Origin of the sequence: Lentibacillus sp. (genome assembly GCF_035301925.1) — a bacterium.
In the GTDB taxonomy this organism is placed as follows: Bacteria; Bacillota; Bacilli; order Bacillales; family Amphibacillaceae; genus Lentibacillus.
The window spans coordinates 64513-87889 of record NZ_DATGTI010000007.1 but is presented as its reverse complement, the minus strand read 5'-3'; the positions used below and the strand labels follow the sequence as shown (position 1 = coordinate 87889).

The following is a 23377-nucleotide window of genomic DNA, read 5'->3' as shown; positions in this document are numbered from 1 at the left end:
GTTGGCATTATGTCCACCTCAATTCTTCAAAATGATATGAAATACTTGCCAATGCGTATAAGCTTGCTGTTTCCGTCCGCAAAATACGTGGTCCCAGCCGGACAGGGATAAATTTATTCTGTTTCAGCGATTCCGCCTCACGACTGGAAAAACCGCCTTCAGGTCCGATAACAATCAGTATCCGGTCACCAGGACGCATTGTGCTGACGGCTTTTCCAAATGATTGAAAGTCCACAGTTTTAGCTTCCTCTTCATAAGCGAACAACTTTATATCATAGTCATTGCTTTCGCTCACTAATTTGGTCAGCGGTGTTACATTTTTAACCGTTGGGATTTTATTGCGATGGCTCTGTTCACTTGCCTCTTTTATAATTTTTGCATATCGCTTCATTTTCTTTTCAGCCTTTTTCTCATCCCAGATAACTACTGACCGGTCTGCCTGTACCGGAATAAATGCAGCAGCACCTAGCTCAGTTCCTTTCTGAAGCACAAATTCCAGTTTGTCACTTTTGGGTAAACCCTGTGCGATCGTCACATCAATGAGAGGTTCAACTGATTCTTCAAGCCATTCGCTGATGGTTGTATCAACTTTTTCTTTTTCAATCCCTGTAATTCGGCAGACCGCCGCTTTTCCATTCGGATGATTGCAGATGATTTCATCTCCTGTACGGGACCTTATGACACGGTTGATATGATGTGCATCATCGTCTGTTATGATGACCCGGTTATCTGTCCAATTTTCCGATGGTACAAAATAACGTTGCAAATCAGGCACCACTTTTCCCTTCCGTTTTTTTGGCGACGATGGATACCCAGCCTTCCATTTCGTTTATGGTAATAATCCCAAAACCTGCTTGTTCCAGTTCGTCTTTTACCATTTGTTTTTTTGCCTGAATAATACCGGACGTAATAAAAATGCCATTCGGTTGCAGGCTTTTCCATGCATCATCAACGAACCGTACAATGATCTCAGCTAAAATATTTGAAACAATGATATCCGCCTGCATATCCACATGATCGAGCAAATTGTTCTGTTTTGGAATAACTTTGTCTTCTATATTGTTTAACTTAGTATTAATTTTAGTACTTTTAACCGCAATATCATCAAGGTCAAAAGCGTAAACCTTTTGTGCCCCCATCAGCACTGAAGCAATGCTGAGTACACCGGAACCACATCCTACATCAATAACGATATCGTTTTCGTTTAAGTATTGTTCAATAGCCTGAATACTCATGATTGTTGTCGGATGTGTCCCCGTGCCAAACGCCATACCGGGATCAAGTTCAATGACCACGTCATCAGTTGATACGGGTTTGTATTCTTCCCAGGCTGGGATGATGGTGACTTTTTCAGAAATTTTAACGGGTTTATAATATTTTTTCCAGGCTGTTGCCCATTCTTCCTCATCTATTTCACGTAACGCCATCTCATTCCGGCCTAAATCGATATCGTACAACGGCAGATGATTGACAGCCTGCTTTATTTCTTCGACTGCTTCGCCCAGAAAACTGTTTACAGGCAAATAAGCTTTAATGTAAACGCCTTCCTCGGGGTATTCATCCGGATTGAGTTCATAAACTTCTCCATATAAGGAATCCCGTTCTTTGATTAAATCAATAGGATCTTCTATAACGACACCACTGGCTCCCGTTTCATGCATGATATTGGAAATAGGTTCAACAGCCTCATTTGTCGTATAAATACATATTTCAGACCAATTCACATGAATCCACCCATTTCCTGAAAAATTGAACTAAAATAACCTATGTAAGGGTGCTGGAGCACAGCACCTCATTTAGCTTTTGAACGCGTTTTTAAAACGCTGGAACAATGAACCTTGCTCGTCTGTTGCTTCATTACCGCCGATTTCATTGAATTCACGCAGCAATTCTTTTTGCCGTTCTGAAAGCCGGCTTGGCGTCACAACCCGTATTTTGACGTGTTGATCCCCATAGCCGTGGCCGCGGACATTTGGTGCGCCTTTTCCTTTTAGCCGGAAGACCTTTCCGGTTTGGGTGCTCGCGGGAATTGTCAGCATGACTTTCCCATGCACTGTCGGTACTTCCACTTCATCACCAAGGGCAGCCTGGGCAAATGTTATCGGCAGTTCACAATAGATATGATCCCCTTCACGTTCGAAAAATTCATGGGGACGTACTTGAATAACAACAAATAAGTCGCCTGGAGGGCCACCATTCACACCGGGTTCACCTTTGCCTGCAACCCTGATTTGCTGTCCCTCATCAATGCCTTTAGGGATGGAGATGTGGATACTTTTGTGTTTTTTCACTTTCCCTGAGCCGCCACAGGTATTGCATTTTTCCGGAATGATTGTTCCGGTGCCGTTACAATGGTGGCACACACGACGATTGACGACACGCCCAAACGGTGTATTCTGCTCCATGTTTAGTTGACCGGTCCCTTGACAATGGGAACATGTTTCAGTTTTGGTGCCGGGTTTTGCACCTGAACCGTGACACGTATCACATTCCTCTTCTTTCGGAATTTTGATATCTGCTTCTTTCCCAAAAATCGCTTCCTCAAAATCAAGCGTCATGGTATATTGCAAATCGGCACCTTGCTGCGGAGCGTTTGGATCACGACGGCGACCGCCGCCAAAAAACATATCAAATATATCACCGAATCCACCAAAGTCACCGAAATCCTGTGCACCGCCAAAACCGCCTTGGCCTTGTGCACCTGCATGACCAAACTGATCATACTGTGCTCTCTTTTGGTCATCGCTTAATACTTCATAAGCTTCTTTTACTTCTTTGAATTTATCGGCTGCATTTTCCTCTTCGCTTACATCCGGGTGATATTTTCTTGCCAATTTGCGATAAGCTTTCTTTATCTGATCTTTAGAAGCGCCTTTGTCAACGCCAAGCACTTCATAATAGTCGCGCTTACTCACTTGTGAATCACTCTCCCGACACTATTGCATACATTTTATCTTACCATCATTTATATTATGATAGCAAACATGAAACGGCCTCGTTCATGGATGATTGAAAAAAGTCAAAGTCAAGAGAGTCCTGACTTTGACTTGGCCTACAAGATGCAGGGTCAGTTCGACGCTTCCACAGGTTGTGGCATTCTTAGTCGAACTTCCTTTATCTATAACATGATTATTTTTTATCTTCGTCATCGTCCACTTCTTTGTAGTCAGCGTCGACAACGTCATCATCTGAACCTTGGCCTTCACCTTGCTGTCCTTGTTCAGCCTGCTGCTGTTGTGCCATTTGTTCGTACATTTTAACAGAAAGCTGCTGGACTTGTTCCTGCAAGGCATCTTTCTTTTCCCTGATTTGGTCAAGGTCATCGGATTCGATGGCTTTTTTCAGTTCTTCTTTGGCTTCTTCAGCCTTTTGTTTTTCTTCATCGGTTACATTGTCGCCCAGGTCTTTGATTGTTTTATCTGTCGTGAAGACCAACTGATCAGCTTCGTTGCGGAGATCGGCTTCTTCACGGCGTTTTTTGTCTTCCTCTGCATTTTCTTCAGCTTCTTTAACCATTTTATCGATTTCTTCGTCCGAGAGACCGGATGACGATTTAATGGTAATGGATTGTTCTTTATTTGTGCCTTTATCTTTGGCACTTACATTGACAATACCGTTGGCGTCAATATCAAATGTCACTTCAATCTGCGGTACACCGCGTGGCGCAGGTGGAATATCAGTCAATTGGAAACGGCCAAGTGTTTTGTTGTCCTCAGCCATTTCACGTTCACCCTGCAGGACATGGATATCAACTGCTGTCTGGTTATCTGCTGCGGTCGAAAACACTTGTGAATGGCTTGTCGGGATGGTTGTGTTCCGTTCAATCAGTTTTGTGGTGACGCCTCCCATAGTTTCGATACCTAATGACAATGGTGTGACGTCGAGCAATACTACATCCTTGACATCACCTTGCAATACACCGCCTTGGATCGCTGCGCCTAAAGCAACCACTTCGTCAGGGTTAACGCCTTTTGAAGGGTCTTTGCCTGTTTCACGCTTGATGGCTTCTTGAACAGCAGGAATACGTGTTGATCCGCCAACAAGAACAACCTTATGAATATCTTTTGCAGATAAATCAGCATCTTTCAATGCTTTACGGGTTGGCTGCATTGTACGTTCAACCAAATCTGATGACAGTTCTTCAAATTTAGCCCGTGTCAGATTCATTTCCAGGTGAAGCGGGCCGTTTTCACCAGCTGTTATAAACGGCAGTGAGATTTGTGTTTGGGTCACACCTGACAGTTCTTTTTTCGCTTTTTCAGCAGCATCTTTCAATCGTTGTTTTGCCATTTTATCCTGGGAAAGATCGATGCCGTTTTCTTTCTTGAATTCCTGAACCATGTAGTCCATGATCACGTCATCGAAGTCATCACCGCCCAGTCGGTTATCACCCGCAGTTGATACAACTTCGAACGTACCGTCGCCAATATCAAGGATCGATACGTCAAATGTACCGCCGCCTAAGTCATATACGAGGATAGTCTGATCCTGATCCTCTTTGTCAATGCCATAGGCCAAGGATGCTGCGGTTGGTTCGTTGATGATACGCTCAACTTCCAATCCGGCAATTTTTCCGGCATCTTTGGTTGCCTGACGCTCAGCATCGTTAAAATAAGCTGGAACCGTAATAACTGCTTTATCCACTGTGTCACCCAAATATTCTTCTGCATATGATTTCAAATGCTGCAGGATGATGGCTGAAACTTCCTGTGGCGTATATTCTTTGTCATCGATTTTAACTTTGTAGTCCGTACCCATATGACGTTTAATCGACTGAATCGTATTTGGATTGGTGATTGCCTGACGTTTTGCTACCTCGCCGACTTGACGCTCACCGTTTTTGAAAGCAACGACGGATGGCGTTGTACGATTTCCTTCAGGGTTGGGAATGACGACTGATTCGCCGCCTTCCATCACTGCCACACATGAATTTGTTGTACCTAAGTCAATTCCGATTATTTTACCCATAATCAAATTCCTCCTTCACTGCTCTAACAATTACTTATTAACTTTAACCATTGCTGGTCGAATAACGCGGTCTTTCAGAATGTAGCCTTTCTGCAATTCTTCTGTAACAGTTTCTGATTCGGCTGCCTCATCTTCCACTTGCATTACGGCATGGTGAATATTAGGGTCAAACGGTTTGCCGACCGATTCAATTTCTTCCACACCCTGCGATTTCAGTGCATCCTTTATTTGGTTGTAAACCATTGACACACCTTCAACAAAACTCTTCGTTTCATCGGTGACTTCAACTTGCAACGCCCGTTCGAAGTTATCGATTGCAGGCAGTAACTCCTTAACCAGATCTTCTGCTTTATACTTACTGACTGCTTCTTTTTCTTTTTGGGAACGTTTTTTGAAATTCTCAAATTCTGCCTGAACACGCAGCAGACGGTCATGCAGGTTATCCTTTTCCTCTTTCAGCTGACTCAGCTCAGCTTGTAGCTGTTCCATTTCCTTATCTGCATGATCAGTCTGTTCTGTGTCATCCTGATCGTCTGCATCAACTACTTCTGTGATGATATCTTCCTGGTCTTGTTCTTTTTCATCCTTTTCTACATCTTCTGAATCGTATTGTACATCTTCAGAATCGTATTGGTTCATTTTTTCCTGATTTTGTTCTGCCATTCCCGCCACCTCCTATTATGAAATTGCCACGATAAAATATAACATGATTCGTCCTGTTGTTAAACTTATAAACACAAAGAAGTGATGGGGTTAGTCCCATCATCCCGATATTCCCTATATCAGCCTGCCTTATTCATTATTGTTATACCACTCATATAAGACATCTGACATTTCAGTTGATAGGGCATCCAGTAACGTTATCACCTTTTTGTATTCCATTCTGGTTGGACCAAGCAATGCAATTGTACCCATCTGCTCTTCATTCATTTCATAAGTAGCCGTAATAAGACTGCACTCTTTAATAGCATCAACTTTGTTCTCATGTCCAATGGTAACTTTAATACCGTCAGCAGCCCCTTTCAGCAAACTGGCGATTTCATCTTCTTCTTCTATCATGGAATAAAACGACCGGACTTTATCAATGTCATTGAATTCCGGCTGTCTTAACAGATTTGTTTTGCCCCCGAAATACAGCTTCACCGGGTTTTCACTTAAAAAAACGGCTTTGAGATAATCATAGGATGTTTCAAAATCCGTTACATACTTATTCATCAAGTCCAACATCTCATCGTTGAGTTTTTCATGCAGTTTAAAAATCGGCACGCCATGCAGCCGGTCATTTAAAATGTTAACCATTTTTTCAAGATCTGATGCATTGATGGCTTCCGGAACGGAAAACGACCGGTGTTCCACGTGACCTGTGTTGGTAACCAATATGGCCAGGGCCGTATTCTCCGATAAAGATATAATCTGCAGCTGCTTCAATTTCGTATCAAACACTTCCGGTCCCAGAATGATTGATGTATAGTTAGTTATCCGGGACAGTATTTCAGCGGAACTCTGGACGATTTGTTCAAACTCAAACAGTCCATCCTGCATAATGTTGCGGATGATCTGAATATTATCTGCTGCTTCCCGGTGTAAAACCATATGGTCGACATAATACCGGTAGCCTCTCTCTGAGGGTATCCGGCCGGAAGACGAGTGTGTTTTCTCAAGATAGCCCATTTCTTCCAGATCTGCCATTTCATTTCTTATGGTAGCCGGGCTATAATTTATGTTAGCCTTCTTGGCAATCGAGCGGGAGCCTACCGGTTGTGCCGTTTCGATGAAATCATCAATTATGACTTGCAGAATCAGCAATTGTCGTTCTGTTAACATGATGATCACCTCTGTTAGCACTCATGCATGCCGAGTGCTAATGCTAAGTATAAATTATCAAATCGGTTTTTTTTTGTCAACGAACAAGTCTCAGGTCATCTTCCTCCAACAAAAAGTGCGCGAACACTTCATTTCCAAACAGGATTCCCTGATCAGTCAAACACAGATGATCATCATCCGTCATAAGCCAGCCTTTCTCCACTAGATAAGAAATCGTATCTTTATATAACCGTTCACATGAAAAGCCGAATTTTTTCCGAAAATGCTGCTTGCTGATTCCCTCCATTTTCCGTAAACCCAGAAACATTTCTTCTTCAATCATCTCTTTTATTCCAATGTTTTCAGTATTTAAAATCGGAAAGCCGTTTTCCATTGCCTGCTTGACATAAGCCGGCAATGGTCGTATATTGCCTGTCCTTTTACCTGGCAGGTAACCATGCGCACCGGCGCCAAAGCCATAATAGTGTTCATTTTTCCAGTAAACGAGATTGTGCCGGCTTTCATAACCCGGTTTGGCAAAATTGCTGATTTCATATTGCTTGAGGCCTTTGGACCGCATAGCTGTCTTTAATATGGCGTACATTTCGACCTCTTCCTCTTGGGGCGGCCGGTGCAATTTGCCTTTTTTATAACGCTGATAAAAGACTGTTTTTGGCTCAATCTGGAGTGCATAGGCTGAATAATGCGGCAGATCAAACGAAAGCGCTTCTTCCAATGTTTCCCTGAACTGTTCAACCGTCTGATTTGGTAAAGCATAAATAAGATCAAGACTAATATTATGAAACCCGTTTTGTTTTAATAAATCAACCGTCTTGTAAACATCCTTTACTTTATGCAAGCGGCCGAGTTCTTCAAGCATCACATCATCAAATACCTGAACACCAAGTGATACCCGGTTAACGCCATAGCTTTTGAGCAGCTGGGCCTTTTCTTTATCAAAGTCACCGGGGTTTGCTTCAATGCAGAATTCGGAACAGCCGGACACATCAAATTTGTCGTCAATCAATTGCAGCAGGGAATGTAATTGTTCCAGATTCAATGCTGTCGGGGTGCCTCCACCGATAAAGATTGTGTTGACATGATTATGTGTGCCGTCAATTTGTGTGCTAATTTCATTCGAAAGTGCTTCAATATATTCTGTCGCCAATTTTTCATTATAGAAGAACTTGGTGAAATCACAGTAATGACAAATTTGTTGACAGAATGGAATATGAATATAAACCGATTGTGCTTCCATGACATTCTCCCCCTGCACGCAGAAAAGGGATAACTCCTGCCGGTCTGCAAAAGTTTTCCCTGTTCCGTCAAAAATGGTTAATCGTTATTCATTTCAAGTACAGCCATAAACGCTTCCTGGGGAACTTCAACAGACCCCACCATTTTCATGCGTTTTTTACCTTCTTTTTGTTTCTCCAGCAGTTTCCGTTTCCGTGAAATGTCACCGCCGTAGCATTTGGATAACACATTTTTTTTCATCGCTTTAATCGTTGACCGCGCGATGATTTTATTTCCGATGGCTGCCTGGACAGGTACCTCGAATTGCTGTCGCGGAATGAGATCTTTCAGCTTATCGACAATATGTTTCCCGCGCTCGTATGCGAAATCGCGATGGACAATAAATGACAGTGCATCAATCGTGTCCCCGTTCAGTAATATATCCATTTTGACAAGATTGGAAGCCCTGTAGCCGATTAGTTCATAATCAAATGAAGCATACCCTTTTGTGTTTGATTTTAATTGATCAAAAAAATCATAAACTATTTCGGATAGTGGAATCTCATACATGACATTAACCCGAATCTCATCAAGATATTCCATATTGACAAACTGACCGCGCTTTTTCTGGGCAATTTCCATGACTGGGCCGACATAGTCGTTCGGTACCATAATCGTTGCTTCAACAAAAGGTTCCCGGACTTCATTAACAAGCTGGGAATCCGGCATGGTTGAAGGATTATCCACTTTAACGATTTCACCGTCTGTTTTCTCCACTTCATAAATGACAGACGGTGCTGTTGTGATTAAGTTAATATTGAATTCCCGCTCGATACGTTCCTGGATAATTTCCATGTGCAATAACCCCAAAAATCCGCAGCGGAAACCAAAACCCAATGCCTGCGAACTTTCGGCTTCATATTGCAGGGAGGAATCGTTTAGCTCCAAACGCTCCAAGGCTTCACGCAGATCATTATATTGATTGGCGTCAACCGGGAACAAACCGCAAAAGACCATTGGATTAAGACGTTTATATCCTGGTAATGGAGAATCTGCGGGGTTTTTGGTAAGGGTAATCGTGTCACCGACTCTTGTGTCACTGACATTTTTAATTGATGCCGTCAAATAACCGACATCGCCAACCGTCAATTCATCTTTTGGCACGGGATTTGGTCTGAAAACACCGATTTCGCTTACTTCAAACTCTTTTCCGTTTGCCATTAATTTGATTTTATCTCCGACCTTGACCGAACCTTCTTTAATACAAATATAAGTAATCACACCACGGTAAGGATCATACAATGAATCAAATATAAGTGCCTTCAGAGGACTGTCAGGTTCACCGGATGGCGCCGGAATATCGGATATAACACGTTCCATAATTTCATCAACACCGATATCATCTTTCGCCGAGGCTAAAATGACATCATCTTTATCGATTCCAATGATATCTTCCAGCTCTTGAGCCACACGGTCAGGATCAGCATTCGGCAAATCAATTTTGTTGATGACCGGAATAAGCTCAAGGTCATTGTCCAAAGCAAGATAAACATTTGCCAGCGTCTGTGCTTCAATTCCCTGGGCTGCGTCCACCACTAAAATAGCACCCTCACATGCCGCAAGACTTCTGGATACTTCATATGTAAAATCGACATGTCCGGGTGTATCAATTAAATGAAATAAGTATTCTTCTTGTTCGGTTTTATAATTCAGCTGCACAGCATTCAGTTTTATGGTAATTCCCCGTTCACGTTCCAAATCCATCGCATCAAGAAATTGCTCTTTCATTTCACGTTGTGTCAATGCTTTTGTTTTTTCAAGAATTCGGTCTGCAAGCGTTGATTTACCGTGGTCGATATGAGCAATGATGGAAAAATTACGTACATTGTTTTGTTTAATCATAAATGCAGTCCACTCCTACTTCGTCTCTTACTGCTTCATTCAATTGAAGGCAAGAGCGAAACATTCAATAACTAGGATTGATTATAGCAATTGCACTGCATACATTCAAGAACGAGGGCAGGAGGCGCATTAATTTAAAATCTCAAAAAAACACTTGTACAAGCTGGTAGGCAATGCCGACAACAAGCTCATAAAAACCTTTGACACTGGCTTCCAGAAATGATGCTGTCTTATGGGTGAAATGCTCCTGTGTGTCCGGGGTTGTCATCTCATTATCGAGTGTCTCTCGATCCGATGCATTCTTCTCTGCCAGGATTTGCTGTTCTTCCTGTTCAGCAGCCTCATCGACAGGTGCATAATCATCTCCCTGATGGCCGCGGTCAATTCCTATGATCAAACCGGTCAGAAAAAATACGACTAATGATAGAAGAATAATCAGCGAACGCATATAATCCCTCCTATTGTCCGGCATCCACTTTCTCGGCATCCCAGTAATATTCACTGAACACGTCTGCAACTGCATCAGCAGACCGATACAGCTCATCCAGGTCATTGCCCACCCCGCCCAATTCGATTAACATTGCATTTGGTGACAAATCCTGGTTATAGACGCCATTGCTTCCGGATCCTTTTTTGGTGATCACACCCCTGCTGAGACCGGGATAGCTTTTCTCAATGAGATTATGAAGCTGGTTGGCAAGTTCTAGATTCTTTTCATATCCTTCATATTTTGCACCAACCACAAACATAATCCGTGCATAATCTTTTCCATCAATTTCTTTAGTCGTTTTATTTTTCGGACTCGCATCACGATGTATATCAAATGAATATTGGAGATTGTCATCACCAGCAAATGCTTCCTGTACCACTTCCCTGGAAGCCGTGTAAGATTGATGATACTCCCAATCCTTATCATTTAAAATATTCATGATGTCGGTCTGTTCCACTTTTGCACCTACGCCATTTGCTTCAAGTGCTTTGGCAAACCTTTCACTGACCTTGCCAATATTCACTTCGCCATGCTGTGCATCATCAGGGTCATCCACATCCGGTAAATGCGGTAAAAACGACTCCCTGCTATGCGTGTTATAAATGTATACAACGTCACGGTCACCCGTATTCAGCTGGTCTTCATGCTTCTCGTTTTTTTCCGCTTCCTCTTGTTTTTCCGATTCATCCATGACTGCTTCCCGTTCTTTTAAAATATCTTCAAGCGGAGGGGCTGATTCCACAGGCAGATTCGTGTAATCGGTTCCTTCTCCTGCTATAATGATTTCATTCTGGAACGTTAAAAAACCTGGCATTTCCTGTCCCAATAGACTTCTGGTGTCACTCGGCCTGATATTCGTCGTCATTTCAAACAGAAAATTCGATACATCAGGAAATTCCCGGTTGTCCGGATAAGCGCCATGAAAAGCCCTATTTTCCAACCCCATCAGATACAAAAAAGTTGAACTGTTCAAATCACTTGTCCAATTGGTGATTGTATTTGACGACATTCGATAAGCCGGTGAGACTGTCATCAGAAAACCGGCTAACATAAATAAAACAGCCAGACAGACGAGATAAATACCACTCTTTTGATAAAAATGTCGCAATATCTTTTTGAAAATTAAACGGCGGCGCTTATGATAACCTTTAAGGTACATGGTTCCACTCCTCTGAAGTATTTCCGGATATTAAAATCTATGAAATCATATCAGAAGATAGAACTAATTCTTTTAAAATAATTGCGACTGATAGAATTTGAAAAAGATGAATGTTTTTCCTGCTGAGGCAGTGGCTAAGAACCCGGAGATCGTGTTGCAACGCTTTTGTGACCTGTGTCGTGCAGTTCGAACAGAAACAGACTTTTATGAACAATCCCCCCTGTTTTTTAGGGGGGATTACTGTTTGTAACGGGGGAACTTGAGGTGCTAACGTGTATAGGATGCAAAGTTTTCCACGGTTACTTTATCGTGCAATGCAGCATTTAATCCTGTTGCGATCACTGTCGCCATATCTTTCATGAAGCCATCAACTTCTTTGGGGGTGACCATTAAATTATGTCCAATTGGTGTCAGGACTTCCTGGATCAATGATTTCTTTTCTTCTTCCGATAAATTCCCGACGATTCCAAGAAATGTGTTGCGCTTTTCTTCATCCGGCAAATCCTCTTCTGTAAATTCCTTATTGCCAAAAGATAACCCGGCAGGTGTCAATGATTTGGATGGCTTATCCTTCTCACGCAACTCCCGGCCAAAATGTTTCAGCATAAAATCAATCGTATCACTTGTGATGGTCACCGCATCCACCACTGTCGGGCATCCAACAGCAAACACCGGTACCCCAAGTGTCTCTTCACTTAACTCCTTACGCTTATTGCCTACACCTGAACCAGGGTGAATACCTGTATCCGAAATCTGGATTGTTTCATTGACGCGTTCAACCGACCTGGAAGCAAGCGCATCAATGGCAAGGACAAAGTCAGGATTGAACTTCTCAACAATACCAAAAATAATATTACTCGTTTCAATACCTGTAACCCCCATCACCCCTGGTGTAACGGCTGCCACAGGCCGATAGCCTTCTGATACGGACTCATGCTCCATCTGGAATAAATGGCTTGTCACAAGCACTTTTTCGACAGACATTGGTCCAAGCGCATCCGGGGTGACATTCCAATTGCCAAGTCCGACGATTAAACCAATGCCATCTGAAGGAACGTTATTTTTCTTAAGCAGCTGTTCCAATTCTTTTCCAAACACTTTACTGGCAGCCTCTTGTTTTTTGGTGTCCTGTTTTTTGACTCCGTCGGCATAAATGGTAATATATGATCCCTGTTTTTTTCCCAGCCTCTCTTCACCTTCAGCGTCGATATCAACATAGGTAACGCCAATATCACCTTCCTTTTTTTCTTTTATTGTCACACCTTTTATATTTTGTTTTTGCTCTTCTTTTTCCACATACATATCCCTGGCTTCGACTGCCAGATCTGTCCGTACTTCATACTGCTTATTCTTATCTTCCAAAACTTTTCCTCCTGACTAACGGATTTTAGTCGTAGGTTTCACTATTTTCGTACGAGTCATTCAGGCAAGCCCGAAGTTATTGAAATGGTGTGTATCGTCTGGTAAAATGTCTCTTGCTGGACTAGCAAAAAACAGTGCTTTTATGTTTTTTATCTATGAGTGCGTGATAGGAGGTGACATCATTGGCAAATATTAAATCCGCCATTAAGCGTGTTGGGGTCAACCAAAAAAAACGTACAGAAAATATTGATTTCAAATCCGATATGCGTACCCATATTAAACGGTTGGAGAAAATGATTGAACAGAATGATGCAGAAGGAGCAAAAGCTGCTCTGCCAGCCACTTTTAAAAAGATTGACAAAGCAGTCCAGAAAGGCGGCGTTCATAAAAACAACGGCAACCGTCAAAAATCACGTTTAACGAAAAAGATAAACGAATTGGGTGCATAAAAAAAACGATCCTGTGACAGGATCGTTTTTATTTACGATTATTTGGTTAATTCATGCAATAACAGTTCAAAGGCGAGTTCTTTCTCTATTTTTCCCTGTTTTATCGCTGTATCCGTATCGGTTAACCGATCAATAATGTTTTCCAGTCGATCGATCGTGAATTTTCTTTCCCTTTGGCTTGCCATTTTAATGGCATATGGATGTGCTCCAATTCGTTTTTGTATCTGAAATTGACTGTATCCTTTCTGATTTAGCAGCTTCACTCGCAAGATCATGCGAAATTGGGATGCAAGCAAGGCGATCATACCGATCGGATCCTCTTTCATTTTTTCAAGATCTTTATAGATCGAAACAGCTTTATGTAAATCACGGTCAATGACAGCGTCAACAAGCCTTAGTGATGAATTGGTTTCAGTGTGGGAAACCAAGTTTTCTGCAATTTCATTTGTGACAACACCGTTTTGGCCGACAAAAAGTGCCAGCTTTTCCAACTCATTCCTTACCTGATGCAGATTAGTCGAAAGTTCCGATTCCAGCCTATCAAATGCATCTTTCTCAATCGTTATGTTCATGCTGCCGGCGAGGTTTGTAATCCAATTTCTCAGTTCATAGTCCCTAATCGGATTACATTCTGCAATAACACCATGCTGCTTTAAGCTTTTGCTAATCTTTTTACGCTCGTCAATCTTTTCATATGATGCTATGAATACAATCACTGAATAATCGACAGGCTGATTCAGATATTGAATAACAGTATCCAAGTCATGTTCAAAGGGCAATTTATCGGGTTTAGCCTTTAAAAATGACGGATTATAGGCATAAATCAGTTTTTTGCCACCGAAAAAGGGGTATGTTTCAGCATCTGTAATCACTTCCTGTACAGGTGTCTCATCCAGATCATATACCGACAAATTCTCATCGGTGTCATCATCCAGCACTGCTTTATTTATATGTTTTGTGATATTTTGAATAAAATATGACTCCGTTCCATATAATAAATATACTGGTGCAATCTGTTTTTGTTTTACCTGCTGCAATATATCCGTATACGTCATACGATTCACTCCAATTAAGCAATATATTTAAGCGTAAAACGGAATCAGCGTATTCGCAAGTCATATTATATCATGGGTTTGATTATAGAAGCAGAGGGAAATGGATTGCTGCATTTCCCCCTGAAATTTATATGAACGTTTAAAACCCAGCCCTAGGAACTGTATTTTAAACGATGTTTGTAGTTATAGCGTAACCCCAATAGCCAAAAGTATAGCTGTCAACTCTTTCTAATGGTGGTAAATCATTAAAATTTTTTTGAGCCGGAAGTGGATTTTTTTATGTATTTATTTTATACTTGGGACTATATAGGAGGGGTACATGTGAACGAATTTGAAAAGGACGTACAGTCAAAAAATAACGATGTTGTTGATTCCATTAAAGGATTTGGATTTTCGTTTATTTTCTTTGTGCTGATTTTTGCCATCGGCACTGTCATCAATGTTGTTGGTTCATGATTATATATGAACGCCATGCTTATACTTAAAAGAGACTGCCTCGCTGATTGCCGCAGTCTCTTTTCGTATGTCAATACAGTTTATGGGAGGTATGTTGAAAATGTTCCTTCCGACTTGCTGAAATAATATTGTATTGCTCCTTTTTGATCCGTTCTGACAATGTTAATATTTGCTTCTTCCAATGCTTCAATCACGCTTGTGTGAGGGTGCCCGTACATATTATTTTCGCCAGCAGAAATAAGGCCATATTCAGGATGAAGCTTTTGCAGAAATACCGGATCGGTAGAAGTGTCACTGCCGTGGTGCGCGACTTTCAGTACATCTGCTTGCAATTCGGGATAGGCGTTCACTAACTTATGTTCCGTTTCAGTCCCTATATCCCCCGTAAACAGCCACGTTTTCCCGCCAATTGCAGTATACAAAACCAGCGAATTTTCATTGGCGGATTGTTTATCCTGTTCCGGTGCCAATACATAAAATGTCTGATCACCGATGGTTACGGTCTCTTCCGGTGAAACCCGCAAAACGGTTGTACCATTGTTCGCTAACGCCTCAGTCATTTGTTCAGAAAATGTGTAGAAATCACTTACAATGACACTGTCAATCATCATATTTTCAGCCATATACCGTAAACTTCCCATATGGTCCGTGTCTTCATGCGAAATAAACACCGCATCCACTTTGCTGATCCCCCTGTAATATAAATATGGCTTGATAATCTGCTTAAAAACACGATCGCTTGGCTCATCACTTTCAAAAGCCATTTGTGCTCCTGCGTCAACCATGATCACACCTTTCCGGTAAGGAAGCTCAATCACCATAGCATCCCCCTGACCAATATCAAGCATTGTTATATTTCCAGCAGGAGAAAAATATGGCCTGATAACCATCAGCATAAGTAATGCCGTCAGATAAATGCCGTACCTGAAAGCATGATTCCGGTTTTTCGTCTCCAAATTTTCCATAAGCATTAAGAATAAAGCATAATACACGATGGCACCGACTAACGGAAACGTCCCGATCACCCACGGAAAATATAAAAACTGATCAATAAATTCCAGTATCAGCATAAAAAACTCATGAATATTGACAAATAGCCTGTCAATATGCGAAATCAGAAAACCCGCCAGTGGCGCAAGGAGCAGCATGAAGAACATCAGCGGTATGACAAACAGGGTAAAATAGGGAACAACTAGCAGATTCAATAAAATTGACAGTGGCTGAAATGTAAAAAAATATTCCACTTGGAGCGGCAAAATAATCATTTGTGACACAAAACTGACCTTAAGAACAGAGAAAAAAGAGATATTCGACTGTGAGAGCCAATTTTTGGACAGAAGCAGTCCCAGCGTTACACAAAACGATAATTGGAACCCGATGTGATACAAAATATAGGGATCCAGTAAGATCAGTACCATAAATACGATACTAAGCACATCTGTGACACTGAATTTCCAATTCAATTTATTCGCCAACATAAATAAAAGAACCATTGTACTGGCCCTCATGACAGATGGTTCACCACCGGCGATAACTGCATAAAGCGGCAAAAAGAAAATGATGACCCACTGTGCTTTTTCTTTTGTAAGTACGTTCATTTTAACAAGCAAAAAATAGAAGAGTCCCACGAGCAAGCCTACATGCAGGCCGGAAATTGCCAATATGTGGGAGAGGTTCCAACGTTGAAACAGTTCAGTTGTTTCGTCACTGATTTGTGTATCATCGCCAAGCACAAGCGCGTTCAGCCAGACAGCCGTTTCCGGGCTGATCTCCTTTTGGACAAATTGGATCAAATCAGTACGGAGCTGATAAATGTTATGCATGAATGATGCACCGTAGCAATCAAGGCTTTCCATCGAATCAATGACAATTTGATAAGTAATCCCCTGCCCCAGCAAATACTTCTGATAATCGAACTGGCCCGGATTTCTGGCGGCATCCGGCAACTCCGGCTCACCATAAATCTTACATTCTGCACCATATTTCAAATCATGACTCACGTCGTGGTTATCCTTGAAGTAAACAATAAGAAATTTATCATTAGAAGCTTCATCAGTAAATTCAAAAGCAATCCTTGATTCCGATTCGCTTATCGGGCTTGCAATTTGACCTGTGAACATTGCATGATTTGATATGAAGGTTTCATCTTCCGCGGGTTTTTCCAATTCGGGGATATAGGTGTAAGCGAATATGGAGAAGGTTAAGGAAATAAGGATAGCCACCTTCCCTAACCTTTGATGATAATACAAGTAGAATAGCCAAAAGAAGAACACAGCCAAAAACCATTTGCTTTCTGATACAACTGCCAGAAATCCTGCAGCAATGCCTAATGCGGGTATATGCCAATATCCTTTCATAGCGGCACCTTATCGTTTAAACAGGGATTCAGCCTCAGCTCTTAAGGCATTATACTTATCAGGATCATCTGTCTGTGATTTTAATTCATCCAGCAGCTTGTGAACATATATTTCTTTTTCCCGAAAATGATGGTCGACAGTCAGATCAGTCAATGATACTTTTTTGGTTTCAATTCCCGCATCTGCAAACAGTTCCACAGCATATGGATGATTTTTATAATCTTCAGCATAATAAAGCGTTTTGATGCCTGCTTGGATGATTTGTTTACAGCATTGCAGACACGGAAAATGCGTTACGTATATTTCAGCACCTTCAGTGGGAACACCGAATTTAGCACATTGCAACAGGGCATTTGCTTCCGCATGGATTGTGCGGACACAATGCCCATCAATCACATAGCATCCCTCATCAATACAATGAACACCACCGGACACACTTCCATTATAGCCGCCTGCAATAATCCGTTTTTCACGGACAATAGTCGCCCCAACCATCAGCCTTGTACAAGTGCTGCGAAGTGCAAGTAAATGACTTTGTGCCATAAAATATTGATTCCATGAGATTCTTTCCATAATTGTATGACCACCTTTGCATATCTGTTTTCAAGTTTACATTCTGCTTATAAAATTCGTCAATCACATTAGGGTACTTGTATATCTTCTCTAATCGATTCAAGTGTTTTCTCGCCAATACCTGATACATCCAGCAAATCATCCGCTGTTTCAAAAAAGCCGTTTTCGTCACGGTATTGGATGATTGCCTCAGATTTGGACGGACCGATGCCGTTAAGACGTTCAATTTCCTTCTTGTCCGCATAGTTGATACGTACCTTCTCATTACTGCTGTCTTCAGATGCAGCGGCTTGCCCTTGTTCTCCGGATTTTGGAATCATGATAACCATTTCATCCTGTACTTTTTGTGCCAGATTAACCGTGGTTTGGTCCGCATCTTCGGTGAATCCGCCGGCCATTCGAATAACATCATTAACACGTGATTCGGCTTCAATTTCATACACGCCAGGCTCTCTTATTTCCCCTTTCACATCAACCATCACGTTTGCATCAGGCTGTTCCGCTTCACTTGATGTCGCAGACTCTTCTTCCGCTACCGGATTTAACTGGCGGGTACTTTCATCGGTATCATTGTTATTTAGAAGCAAAAATACACCAACAACAGCAGCAATTAAAATTGGGAAAATATACTTTTTGAGAGGGGCAAACAATTTGAAGTCACATCCTTCTTTGGAGAATTTGGGGGTATAAAAAGAAAATCGTTGAGGGTCTATTATGAGTTATTCGACAAATGTTCTCAAATTCCTCTTTAAAAATGTAAACGATCGGAAAAAATTATTCCGACCGTTTGATAGCAGTTATAAAAATCCTTTCTGCCTGTTCATCAATTTGATTATGCTCGCGTGAAAAATCACCAGATAGGTGGTAAATCTCAAATCCGGCATCATGCAATAAACGCTCATAAACTTCAAAAGGAAATGTGCGCTGATGGTGCCATTCATCAAACCGGACATATTGATGATCATCATGCTCAACGAAAAATGTCAGATCATGATACATGTCTCCCTGAACGTCTCCCTCCCGGCAGAACCATATGTACGAAACGGTGTCACAGACTTCAGCAAATATCTGATGAACCAGGTTATTCTCAACATGGTAAAGCGAATGGACATCAAACATAAACAGACCACCAGGTTTTAATGCACCCGCAACATTTTTGAACACAATGCGAAGCTCGTCTTCTGTCGTTATATAATTCAGTACATCACAGTAACTGATTGCCATATCCTGATCTTTAATACCCTTTAATCTAAGCAGGTCCTGATGCAGCCATTGTACCTTAGCATTTTCAGAACTTGCATGCTGCTCGGCGATACTCAGCATGTCACTGGAATTATCCACACCAATCATCCGATAGCCAGCCCGGGCAAGCCGCGTAGTGATTTTCCCGGTTCCGCAACCTAAATCAACGATTGATTTGACCATTTTCCCGGATCGTCTGATCATTTGTTCGGTGAATATTGTCCATTGGTTATACGGTGCATCCTGCATCAGCAGATCGTAATAATATGCCATCTGTTGATAAGCCATATTCATTGCCTGTGGCCGGCAATATGGAGATCCACTCTTGATGCATCGCCCCATAACCGTTCCAGATTGTAATAATGCCGCTCATCCTGGTGAAAAACATGACAAACGATATCGTCCAAATCAACTAAAATCCAGCGTGCCTGTTCAAATCCTTCCATCCGATTAACATGAATATCTTTTTCATTCACAGCGTCTTTGATCGCTTTGGCAATTGCCTGTACCTGACGTTCGTTGCTGCCATGGCAGATAAGGAAATAATCAGCCATTAACGAAACTTCCTGCATATCCAGGGCCACAACATCTTCTGCACGTTTATCATCACATGCTTTTGCAATCACTTCAATGAGTTCTCTATTGTCCATGAATGCCATTCCCTCCATTCAAACGTATTGTTAAGTCGTTGTATGCATAGAACGTATCCGGGTAAACGGTGCTATCTTTTCCGACAAGGAACTGGATCGTATTCCTTAAAGCCATCCACAAGGCACTGTACAAGTCTGTATGTGCCTTTCTCCTTACATCTTCTACACCTGGAAACGATCGTCCGGGCTCAATATAATCCGCAATAAATAAAATTGTTTCAAATTTGCTCATCCCAGCTCTTCCGGTCGTATGGAACCGAACAGCATTTTTGATATCAGCGTCCGTTATGCCATGATCTTTTTCAATAATGACCGATGCAACCGGGCCATGCCACAGTTCATGATGATATGAAAGCAAATCCTGCGGCAAGTCATTGTCTTTTATGATTTGCGCCATTTTCTCCAGTGGAAAATACTTGGCATAATCATGTAATATGGCAGCCAATTTAATTTTCTCAACCGGCTCACCAAAGTTTTCCGCTAAATCAACAGCTGTTTCAGCCACCCTTAACGTGTGTTCAAACCTATTCTGTTTCAGGTGTGGCCTGACAATATCGATTGCTTCATCTGTCTTCATATAAATGTTTCCCCTTTATATAAGTTTCAACATTGGGTGTCACTCTGTACTTAATGGATTTTTGCTGATATGCACGCTGTCTGATCTCAGTTGAAGACAATTCGATCAGCGGCACTTCCACTTCCAGAATCGGATATTCAGTCTTAAGTTTATACCCTTTCCGCTTAACACCCACAAATGTCACCAGGTCAATGAGTTTATCAATATATTTCCAATGCGGCAGATACTCAACCATATCCGCACCAATGATAAAGTAAAATGAAGCATCCGGATTTTCTTCTTTCAGCAGCTTCATTGTATCAAATGTGTAAGACTTTCCTAAACGATTAACTTCAATCGTATTAATGCTGAAATAAGGATTCCCGGCAATTGCTCTCTTCACCATTTCCACACGGTCTGCGGAATCAACAAAAGCCCTGTGTTTATGCGGCGGTTCATAGGATGGTATAAACCATACCTCATCAAGATTCTGCGCCGCCCGAACTTCTTCAGCTATGATTAAATGACCAATATGAGGCGGATCGAATGTGCCGCCTAGTATCCCGATACGTCTCATTCCTGTTGCCCCCTTAACCCTGCATGTAACGGTCAGTAACCCGCCAAAAAAGGCGACCAACTATCCGTAAAGGCCCGATTCGGCTCAACTAACGTTCAGTGGGGGGAAAACGCCCCCACTGAACGAAGTTTCGCTTTATCCCGCCTTAACAGGCAGTAAGCTCCAGATGTAGTAATGCTTTGGTACCAAAGACTAAAGTTTGAGCAACTGCCTGTAAAGGCCCGATTCGGCTCAACTAACGTTCAGTGGGGGGAAAACGCCCCCACTGAACGAAGTTTCGCTTTATGGAAGGTGCATTTGTTTGTTTTCTTCTGATTCTTTATAAAGGACGATATTATTGCCGATAATCTGGACAATTTCCGCGCCTGTTCCGGTGGCCAGTTTTTCAGCGGCAGTATCCTTTTGTTCAGAGCTGTTCTGCAAAATACTGACTTTTATGAGTTCACGCTTTTCCAGTGCTTCACCGATCTGTTTTAGCATATTATCATTGACGCCGGTTTTGCCTATCTGAAAAATCGGCTTCAAATGGTGGGCTTCAGACCGCAAAAAGCGTTTTTGTTTACCTGTTAACATTGTTTATCTTCCTTCCTCCAGTTTTCGTTTTAATTGTTCCGCCATATCATCAACCGGTATTTTTTTTGACGTCCAGAGTTCAAAGGCATATTGTGCCTGATACAAAAGCATGGTATGACCATAATGTATGGAAGCACCTTTTTTGCTTGCCTGATGCAGAAATTCGGTTTTAATTGGTTGATAAATGATATCACTCACGATACTGTCTTGATGCAGCTGTTCCAATGACATAATCGTGGCAGTGACATTTGGTTTCATTCCGATGTTTGTCGTCTGGATAATCAAGTCATAGTGACCCAGTCTGGATTCGGCGTCTTTCAGCGTCATGATAGCTGTTTCGGTTTTTGTACTGCCTAACATGGCAATGGCTTCGGCACTTGATTGAGTCCTGTTGGCAATATCAACCTGGGTGAATCCTTCCTTAATTAATCCATAAAATATACCGCGGGCAGCACCACCAGCACCAATCAAAAGAATGCTGCATGATTTTTTTTGAAAAATCGTCGGATAATGATGTTTCAAAGCGGTAAGATAGCCCGTCCAATCTGTATTATAGCCGATCCAATTCCCATTGTGGCTGACAACCGTGTTAACAGCCCCGATTGAACGGGCATCCTCATCCAATTGATCAAGATGACTGATGATCCGCTTTTTATACGGGACTGTCACATTAAAACCATCGAGCTGTCTGTTTTTTAGATCGCTGATTTTTTTGTCGACCGGACCATCCGGATCGATTTCAAAGATGTCATAATCGCCTTTGAGGTCAGCCTTTTTCAGAAACTGCTCATGAATCCAAGGCGACATCGATTGTTTAATAGGAAAACCGATAAGGCCCAATCTGTACTCCATGGAAATCCACCCCTATATAAATGACTTCCTTAATGATATATTGACATTTTTTGGACTATGCGCTGCAACGGTAACACCGCCCCCTGCAATTGTCACCCATCCCAATCCAGGAAAAACAATATCCGTTTTCTCTTGGTCAATTCGATACGTATGTGAAGTTAAGTCAGGGATCATTTGAAGTGTTTCATTATCCGGAGGCGACAAAAGCCCGCCTCTGTGCTCCTTCAGTAAATTGTCGGCATTTTTCAGTTTGGTCCGGTGAATGGCTAATTGATTTGAAAAATAACACACAAATGATTGTCTCTCACCTTTCAAGAAATCAAGACGTGCAAGTCCCCCAAAATAAAGTGTCTGCTGGTTGTTCAACTGAAAAACTCTCGGCTTAACCTCCTTCTTTGGTGTCATGATTTTCAAATCATTGTCAGAGATATAATGTGCCATTTGCTGTCTGTTCACAATTCCCGGTGTATCAATTAACGACGTGTCATCATCCAATGGTATTTCAATAAAACCTAATGTGGTCCCCGGAAAATAGGATGTTGTAATCACATCCGCTGTTCCCGTCGTTGTTTGAATAAGCTTATTGATGAACGTGGATTTGCCTACATTGGTGGTTCCAACAATATAAACATCCTGATGGTTACGCTTCTTTTCAATAGCTTCTGTCAGTTCAGTCAGACCATGACCTTTTGTCGATGAAATCAGATAAACACCTTCAACCGAAATCCCTGCTTCTTTGGCTGCTGTCCGAAGCCATTTGATCAGTTTATTACGGTTTGTCGATTTCGGTAGTAAATCCATTTTGTTTGCCGCCAAAATAACGGCTTTATCACCGACGATTCGTGAAAGACTGTTGATCATCGTTCCGTCAACATTAAAAATATCAACCAGATGGACAACAAGACCTTTTTTATCCCGGATTTGGCTGACCATCGTAAGGAAGTCATCATCTGTCATGGAAACATCCTGAATATCGTTATAGTGTTTTAAACGAAAGCATCGCTTGCACAGGATCGTCTCTCTGCCTAGTGTTGATTCAGGTGTGTAACCTGCCTCATCCGGATTGGCAGTTTGGATGAAGGCTCCGCAACCCTGACACTTTATGTCTTCCATTTTT

24 protein-coding genes are annotated in these 23377 nt (G+C 41.9%); 2 read left to right on the top strand and 22 right to left on the bottom strand.

Annotation, left to right across the window (positions count from 1 at the left end; all coding sequences use genetic code 11):
* Positions 1–7 precede the first annotated feature (7 nt).
* The 11 genes from VK080_RS01055 to gpr form a co-directional block, all read right to left on the bottom strand.
* Positions 8–766: a 16S rRNA (uracil(1498)-N(3))-methyltransferase gene (locus VK080_RS01055; RefSeq protein ID WP_324222952.1), complete on the bottom strand. Its 759-nt coding sequence runs from the start codon at positions 764–766 to the stop codon at positions 8–10.
* 1 nt (position 767) lies between these two features.
* Positions 768–1724 carry a 50S ribosomal protein L11 methyltransferase gene (prmA, locus tag VK080_RS01050; protein WP_324222944.1) on the bottom strand — a complete coding sequence of 319 codons (957 nt, stop codon included), beginning with the start codon at positions 1722–1724 and terminating at the stop codon, positions 768–770.
* Between the two features lie 72 nt (positions 1725–1796).
* Positions 1797–2915: a molecular chaperone DnaJ gene (dnaJ, locus tag VK080_RS01045; protein WP_324222943.1), complete on the bottom strand. Its 1119-nt coding sequence runs from the start codon at positions 2913–2915 to the stop codon at positions 1797–1799.
* Positions 2916–3129: 214 nt separating this feature from the next.
* Positions 3130–4968 carry a molecular chaperone DnaK gene (dnaK, locus tag VK080_RS01040; protein WP_324222942.1) on the bottom strand — a complete coding sequence of 613 codons (1839 nt, stop codon included), beginning with the start codon at positions 4966–4968 and terminating at the stop codon, positions 3130–3132.
* A gap of 30 nt (positions 4969–4998) precedes the next feature.
* A complete protein-coding gene (gene grpE, locus VK080_RS01035) occupies positions 4999–5631 on the bottom strand; it encodes a nucleotide exchange factor GrpE (protein WP_324222941.1) in 633 nt (210 codons plus the stop codon).
* 129 nt (positions 5632–5760) lie between these two features.
* On the bottom strand, positions 5761–6792 hold the full coding sequence (hrcA, locus tag VK080_RS01030) for a heat-inducible transcriptional repressor HrcA (RefSeq protein ID WP_324222940.1): 1032 nt from the start codon (positions 6790–6792) through the stop codon (positions 5761–5763).
* Positions 6793–6868: 76 nt separating this feature from the next.
* Positions 6869–8029 (bottom strand): radical SAM family heme chaperone HemW, encoded by a 1161-nt coding sequence (gene hemW / locus VK080_RS01025; RefSeq protein ID WP_324222939.1) that lies wholly within the window; start codon positions 8027–8029, stop codon positions 6869–6871.
* A gap of 77 nt (positions 8030–8106) precedes the next feature.
* Positions 8107–9909, bottom strand: a complete 1803-nt coding sequence (gene lepA / locus VK080_RS01020) for a translation elongation factor 4 (RefSeq protein ID WP_324222938.1) — start codon at positions 9907–9909, stop codon at positions 8107–8109.
* 142 nt (positions 9910–10051) lie between these two features.
* The gene (locus VK080_RS01015) at positions 10052–10357 is read right to left on the bottom strand and encodes a hypothetical protein (RefSeq protein ID WP_324222937.1); all 306 of its coding nucleotides are present in this window, start codon (positions 10355–10357) and stop codon (positions 10052–10054) included.
* Between the two features lie 10 nt (positions 10358–10367).
* On the bottom strand, positions 10368–11558 hold the full coding sequence (spoIIP, locus tag VK080_RS01010; RefSeq protein WP_324222936.1) for a stage II sporulation protein P: 1191 nt from the start codon (positions 11556–11558) through the stop codon (positions 10368–10370).
* 267 nt (positions 11559–11825) lie between these two features.
* Entirely contained in the window at positions 11826–12920 is a 1095-nt protein-coding gene (gene gpr / locus VK080_RS01005; RefSeq protein WP_324222935.1) for a GPR endopeptidase, read from the bottom strand.
* A gap of 182 nt (positions 12921–13102) precedes the next feature.
* Between gpr and rpsT the strand changes: the two genes are divergently transcribed.
* Positions 13103–13369: a 30S ribosomal protein S20 gene (rpsT, locus tag VK080_RS01000; RefSeq protein WP_324222934.1), complete on the top strand. Its 267-nt coding sequence runs from the start codon at positions 13103–13105 to the stop codon at positions 13367–13369.
* A gap of 38 nt (positions 13370–13407) precedes the next feature.
* Here rpsT and holA read toward each other — a convergent pair whose 3' ends face one another.
* Positions 13408–14424, bottom strand: coding sequence for a DNA polymerase III subunit delta (gene holA / locus VK080_RS00995; RefSeq protein ID WP_324222933.1), 1017 nt, complete (start codon positions 14422–14424; stop codon positions 13408–13410).
* A 321-nt stretch (positions 14425–14745) separates the two neighbouring features.
* Here holA and VK080_RS00990 point away from each other — a divergent pair, with 321 nt between their 5' ends.
* The gene (locus VK080_RS00990; RefSeq protein WP_324222932.1) at positions 14746–14880 is read left to right on the top strand and encodes a YqzM family protein; all 135 of its coding nucleotides are present in this window, start codon (positions 14746–14748) and stop codon (positions 14878–14880) included.
* A gap of 80 nt (positions 14881–14960) precedes the next feature.
* On the opposite strand, the gene VK080_RS00985 is transcribed toward VK080_RS00990, so the two are convergent.
* The 10 genes from VK080_RS00985 to yqeH form a co-directional block, all read right to left on the bottom strand.
* Entirely contained in the window at positions 14961–17237 is a 2277-nt protein-coding gene (locus VK080_RS00985; protein ID WP_324222931.1) for a DNA internalization-related competence protein ComEC/Rec2, read from the bottom strand.
* A 9-nt stretch (positions 17238–17246) separates the two neighbouring features.
* Positions 17247–17810 carry a ComE operon protein 2 gene (locus VK080_RS00980; RefSeq protein WP_324222930.1) on the bottom strand — a complete coding sequence of 188 codons (564 nt, stop codon included), beginning with the start codon at positions 17808–17810 and terminating at the stop codon, positions 17247–17249.
* 68 nt (positions 17811–17878) lie between these two features.
* Complete coding sequence (locus VK080_RS00975; protein WP_324222929.1) at positions 17879–18460, bottom strand: helix-hairpin-helix domain-containing protein; 582 nt, start codon at positions 18458–18460, stop codon at positions 17879–17881.
* 124 nt (positions 18461–18584) lie between these two features.
* Positions 18585–19340, bottom strand: a complete 756-nt coding sequence (locus tag VK080_RS00970) for a class I SAM-dependent methyltransferase (RefSeq protein WP_324222928.1) — start codon at positions 19338–19340, stop codon at positions 18585–18587.
* A 2-nt stretch (positions 19341–19342) separates the two neighbouring features.
* A complete protein-coding gene (gene rsfS, locus VK080_RS00965; protein WP_324222927.1) occupies positions 19343–19702 on the bottom strand; it encodes a ribosome silencing factor in 360 nt (119 codons plus the stop codon).
* Positions 19692–20279 (bottom strand): bis(5'-nucleosyl)-tetraphosphatase (symmetrical) YqeK, encoded by a 588-nt coding sequence (gene yqeK, locus VK080_RS00960; protein ID WP_324222926.1) that lies wholly within the window; start codon positions 20277–20279, stop codon positions 19692–19694. The genes rsfS and yqeK overlap by 11 nt, the downstream gene beginning before the upstream one ends.
* Entirely contained in the window at positions 20266–20835 is a 570-nt protein-coding gene (locus VK080_RS00955; RefSeq protein ID WP_324222925.1) for a nicotinate-nucleotide adenylyltransferase, read from the bottom strand. The genes yqeK and VK080_RS00955 overlap by 14 nt, the downstream gene beginning before the upstream one ends.
* A gap of 282 nt (positions 20836–21117) precedes the next feature.
* The gene (gene yhbY, locus VK080_RS00950; protein ID WP_324222924.1) at positions 21118–21408 is read right to left on the bottom strand and encodes a ribosome assembly RNA-binding protein YhbY; all 291 of its coding nucleotides are present in this window, start codon (positions 21406–21408) and stop codon (positions 21118–21120) included.
* A gap of 3 nt (positions 21409–21411) precedes the next feature.
* Entirely contained in the window at positions 21412–22260 is an 849-nt protein-coding gene (aroE, locus tag VK080_RS00945) for a shikimate dehydrogenase (protein WP_324222923.1), read from the bottom strand.
* Positions 22261–22272: 12 nt separating this feature from the next.
* The gene (yqeH, locus tag VK080_RS00940; protein WP_324222922.1) at positions 22273–23373 is read right to left on the bottom strand and encodes a ribosome biogenesis GTPase YqeH; all 1101 of its coding nucleotides are present in this window, start codon (positions 23371–23373) and stop codon (positions 22273–22275) included.
* Between the last annotated feature and the right edge of the window lie 4 nt (positions 23374–23377).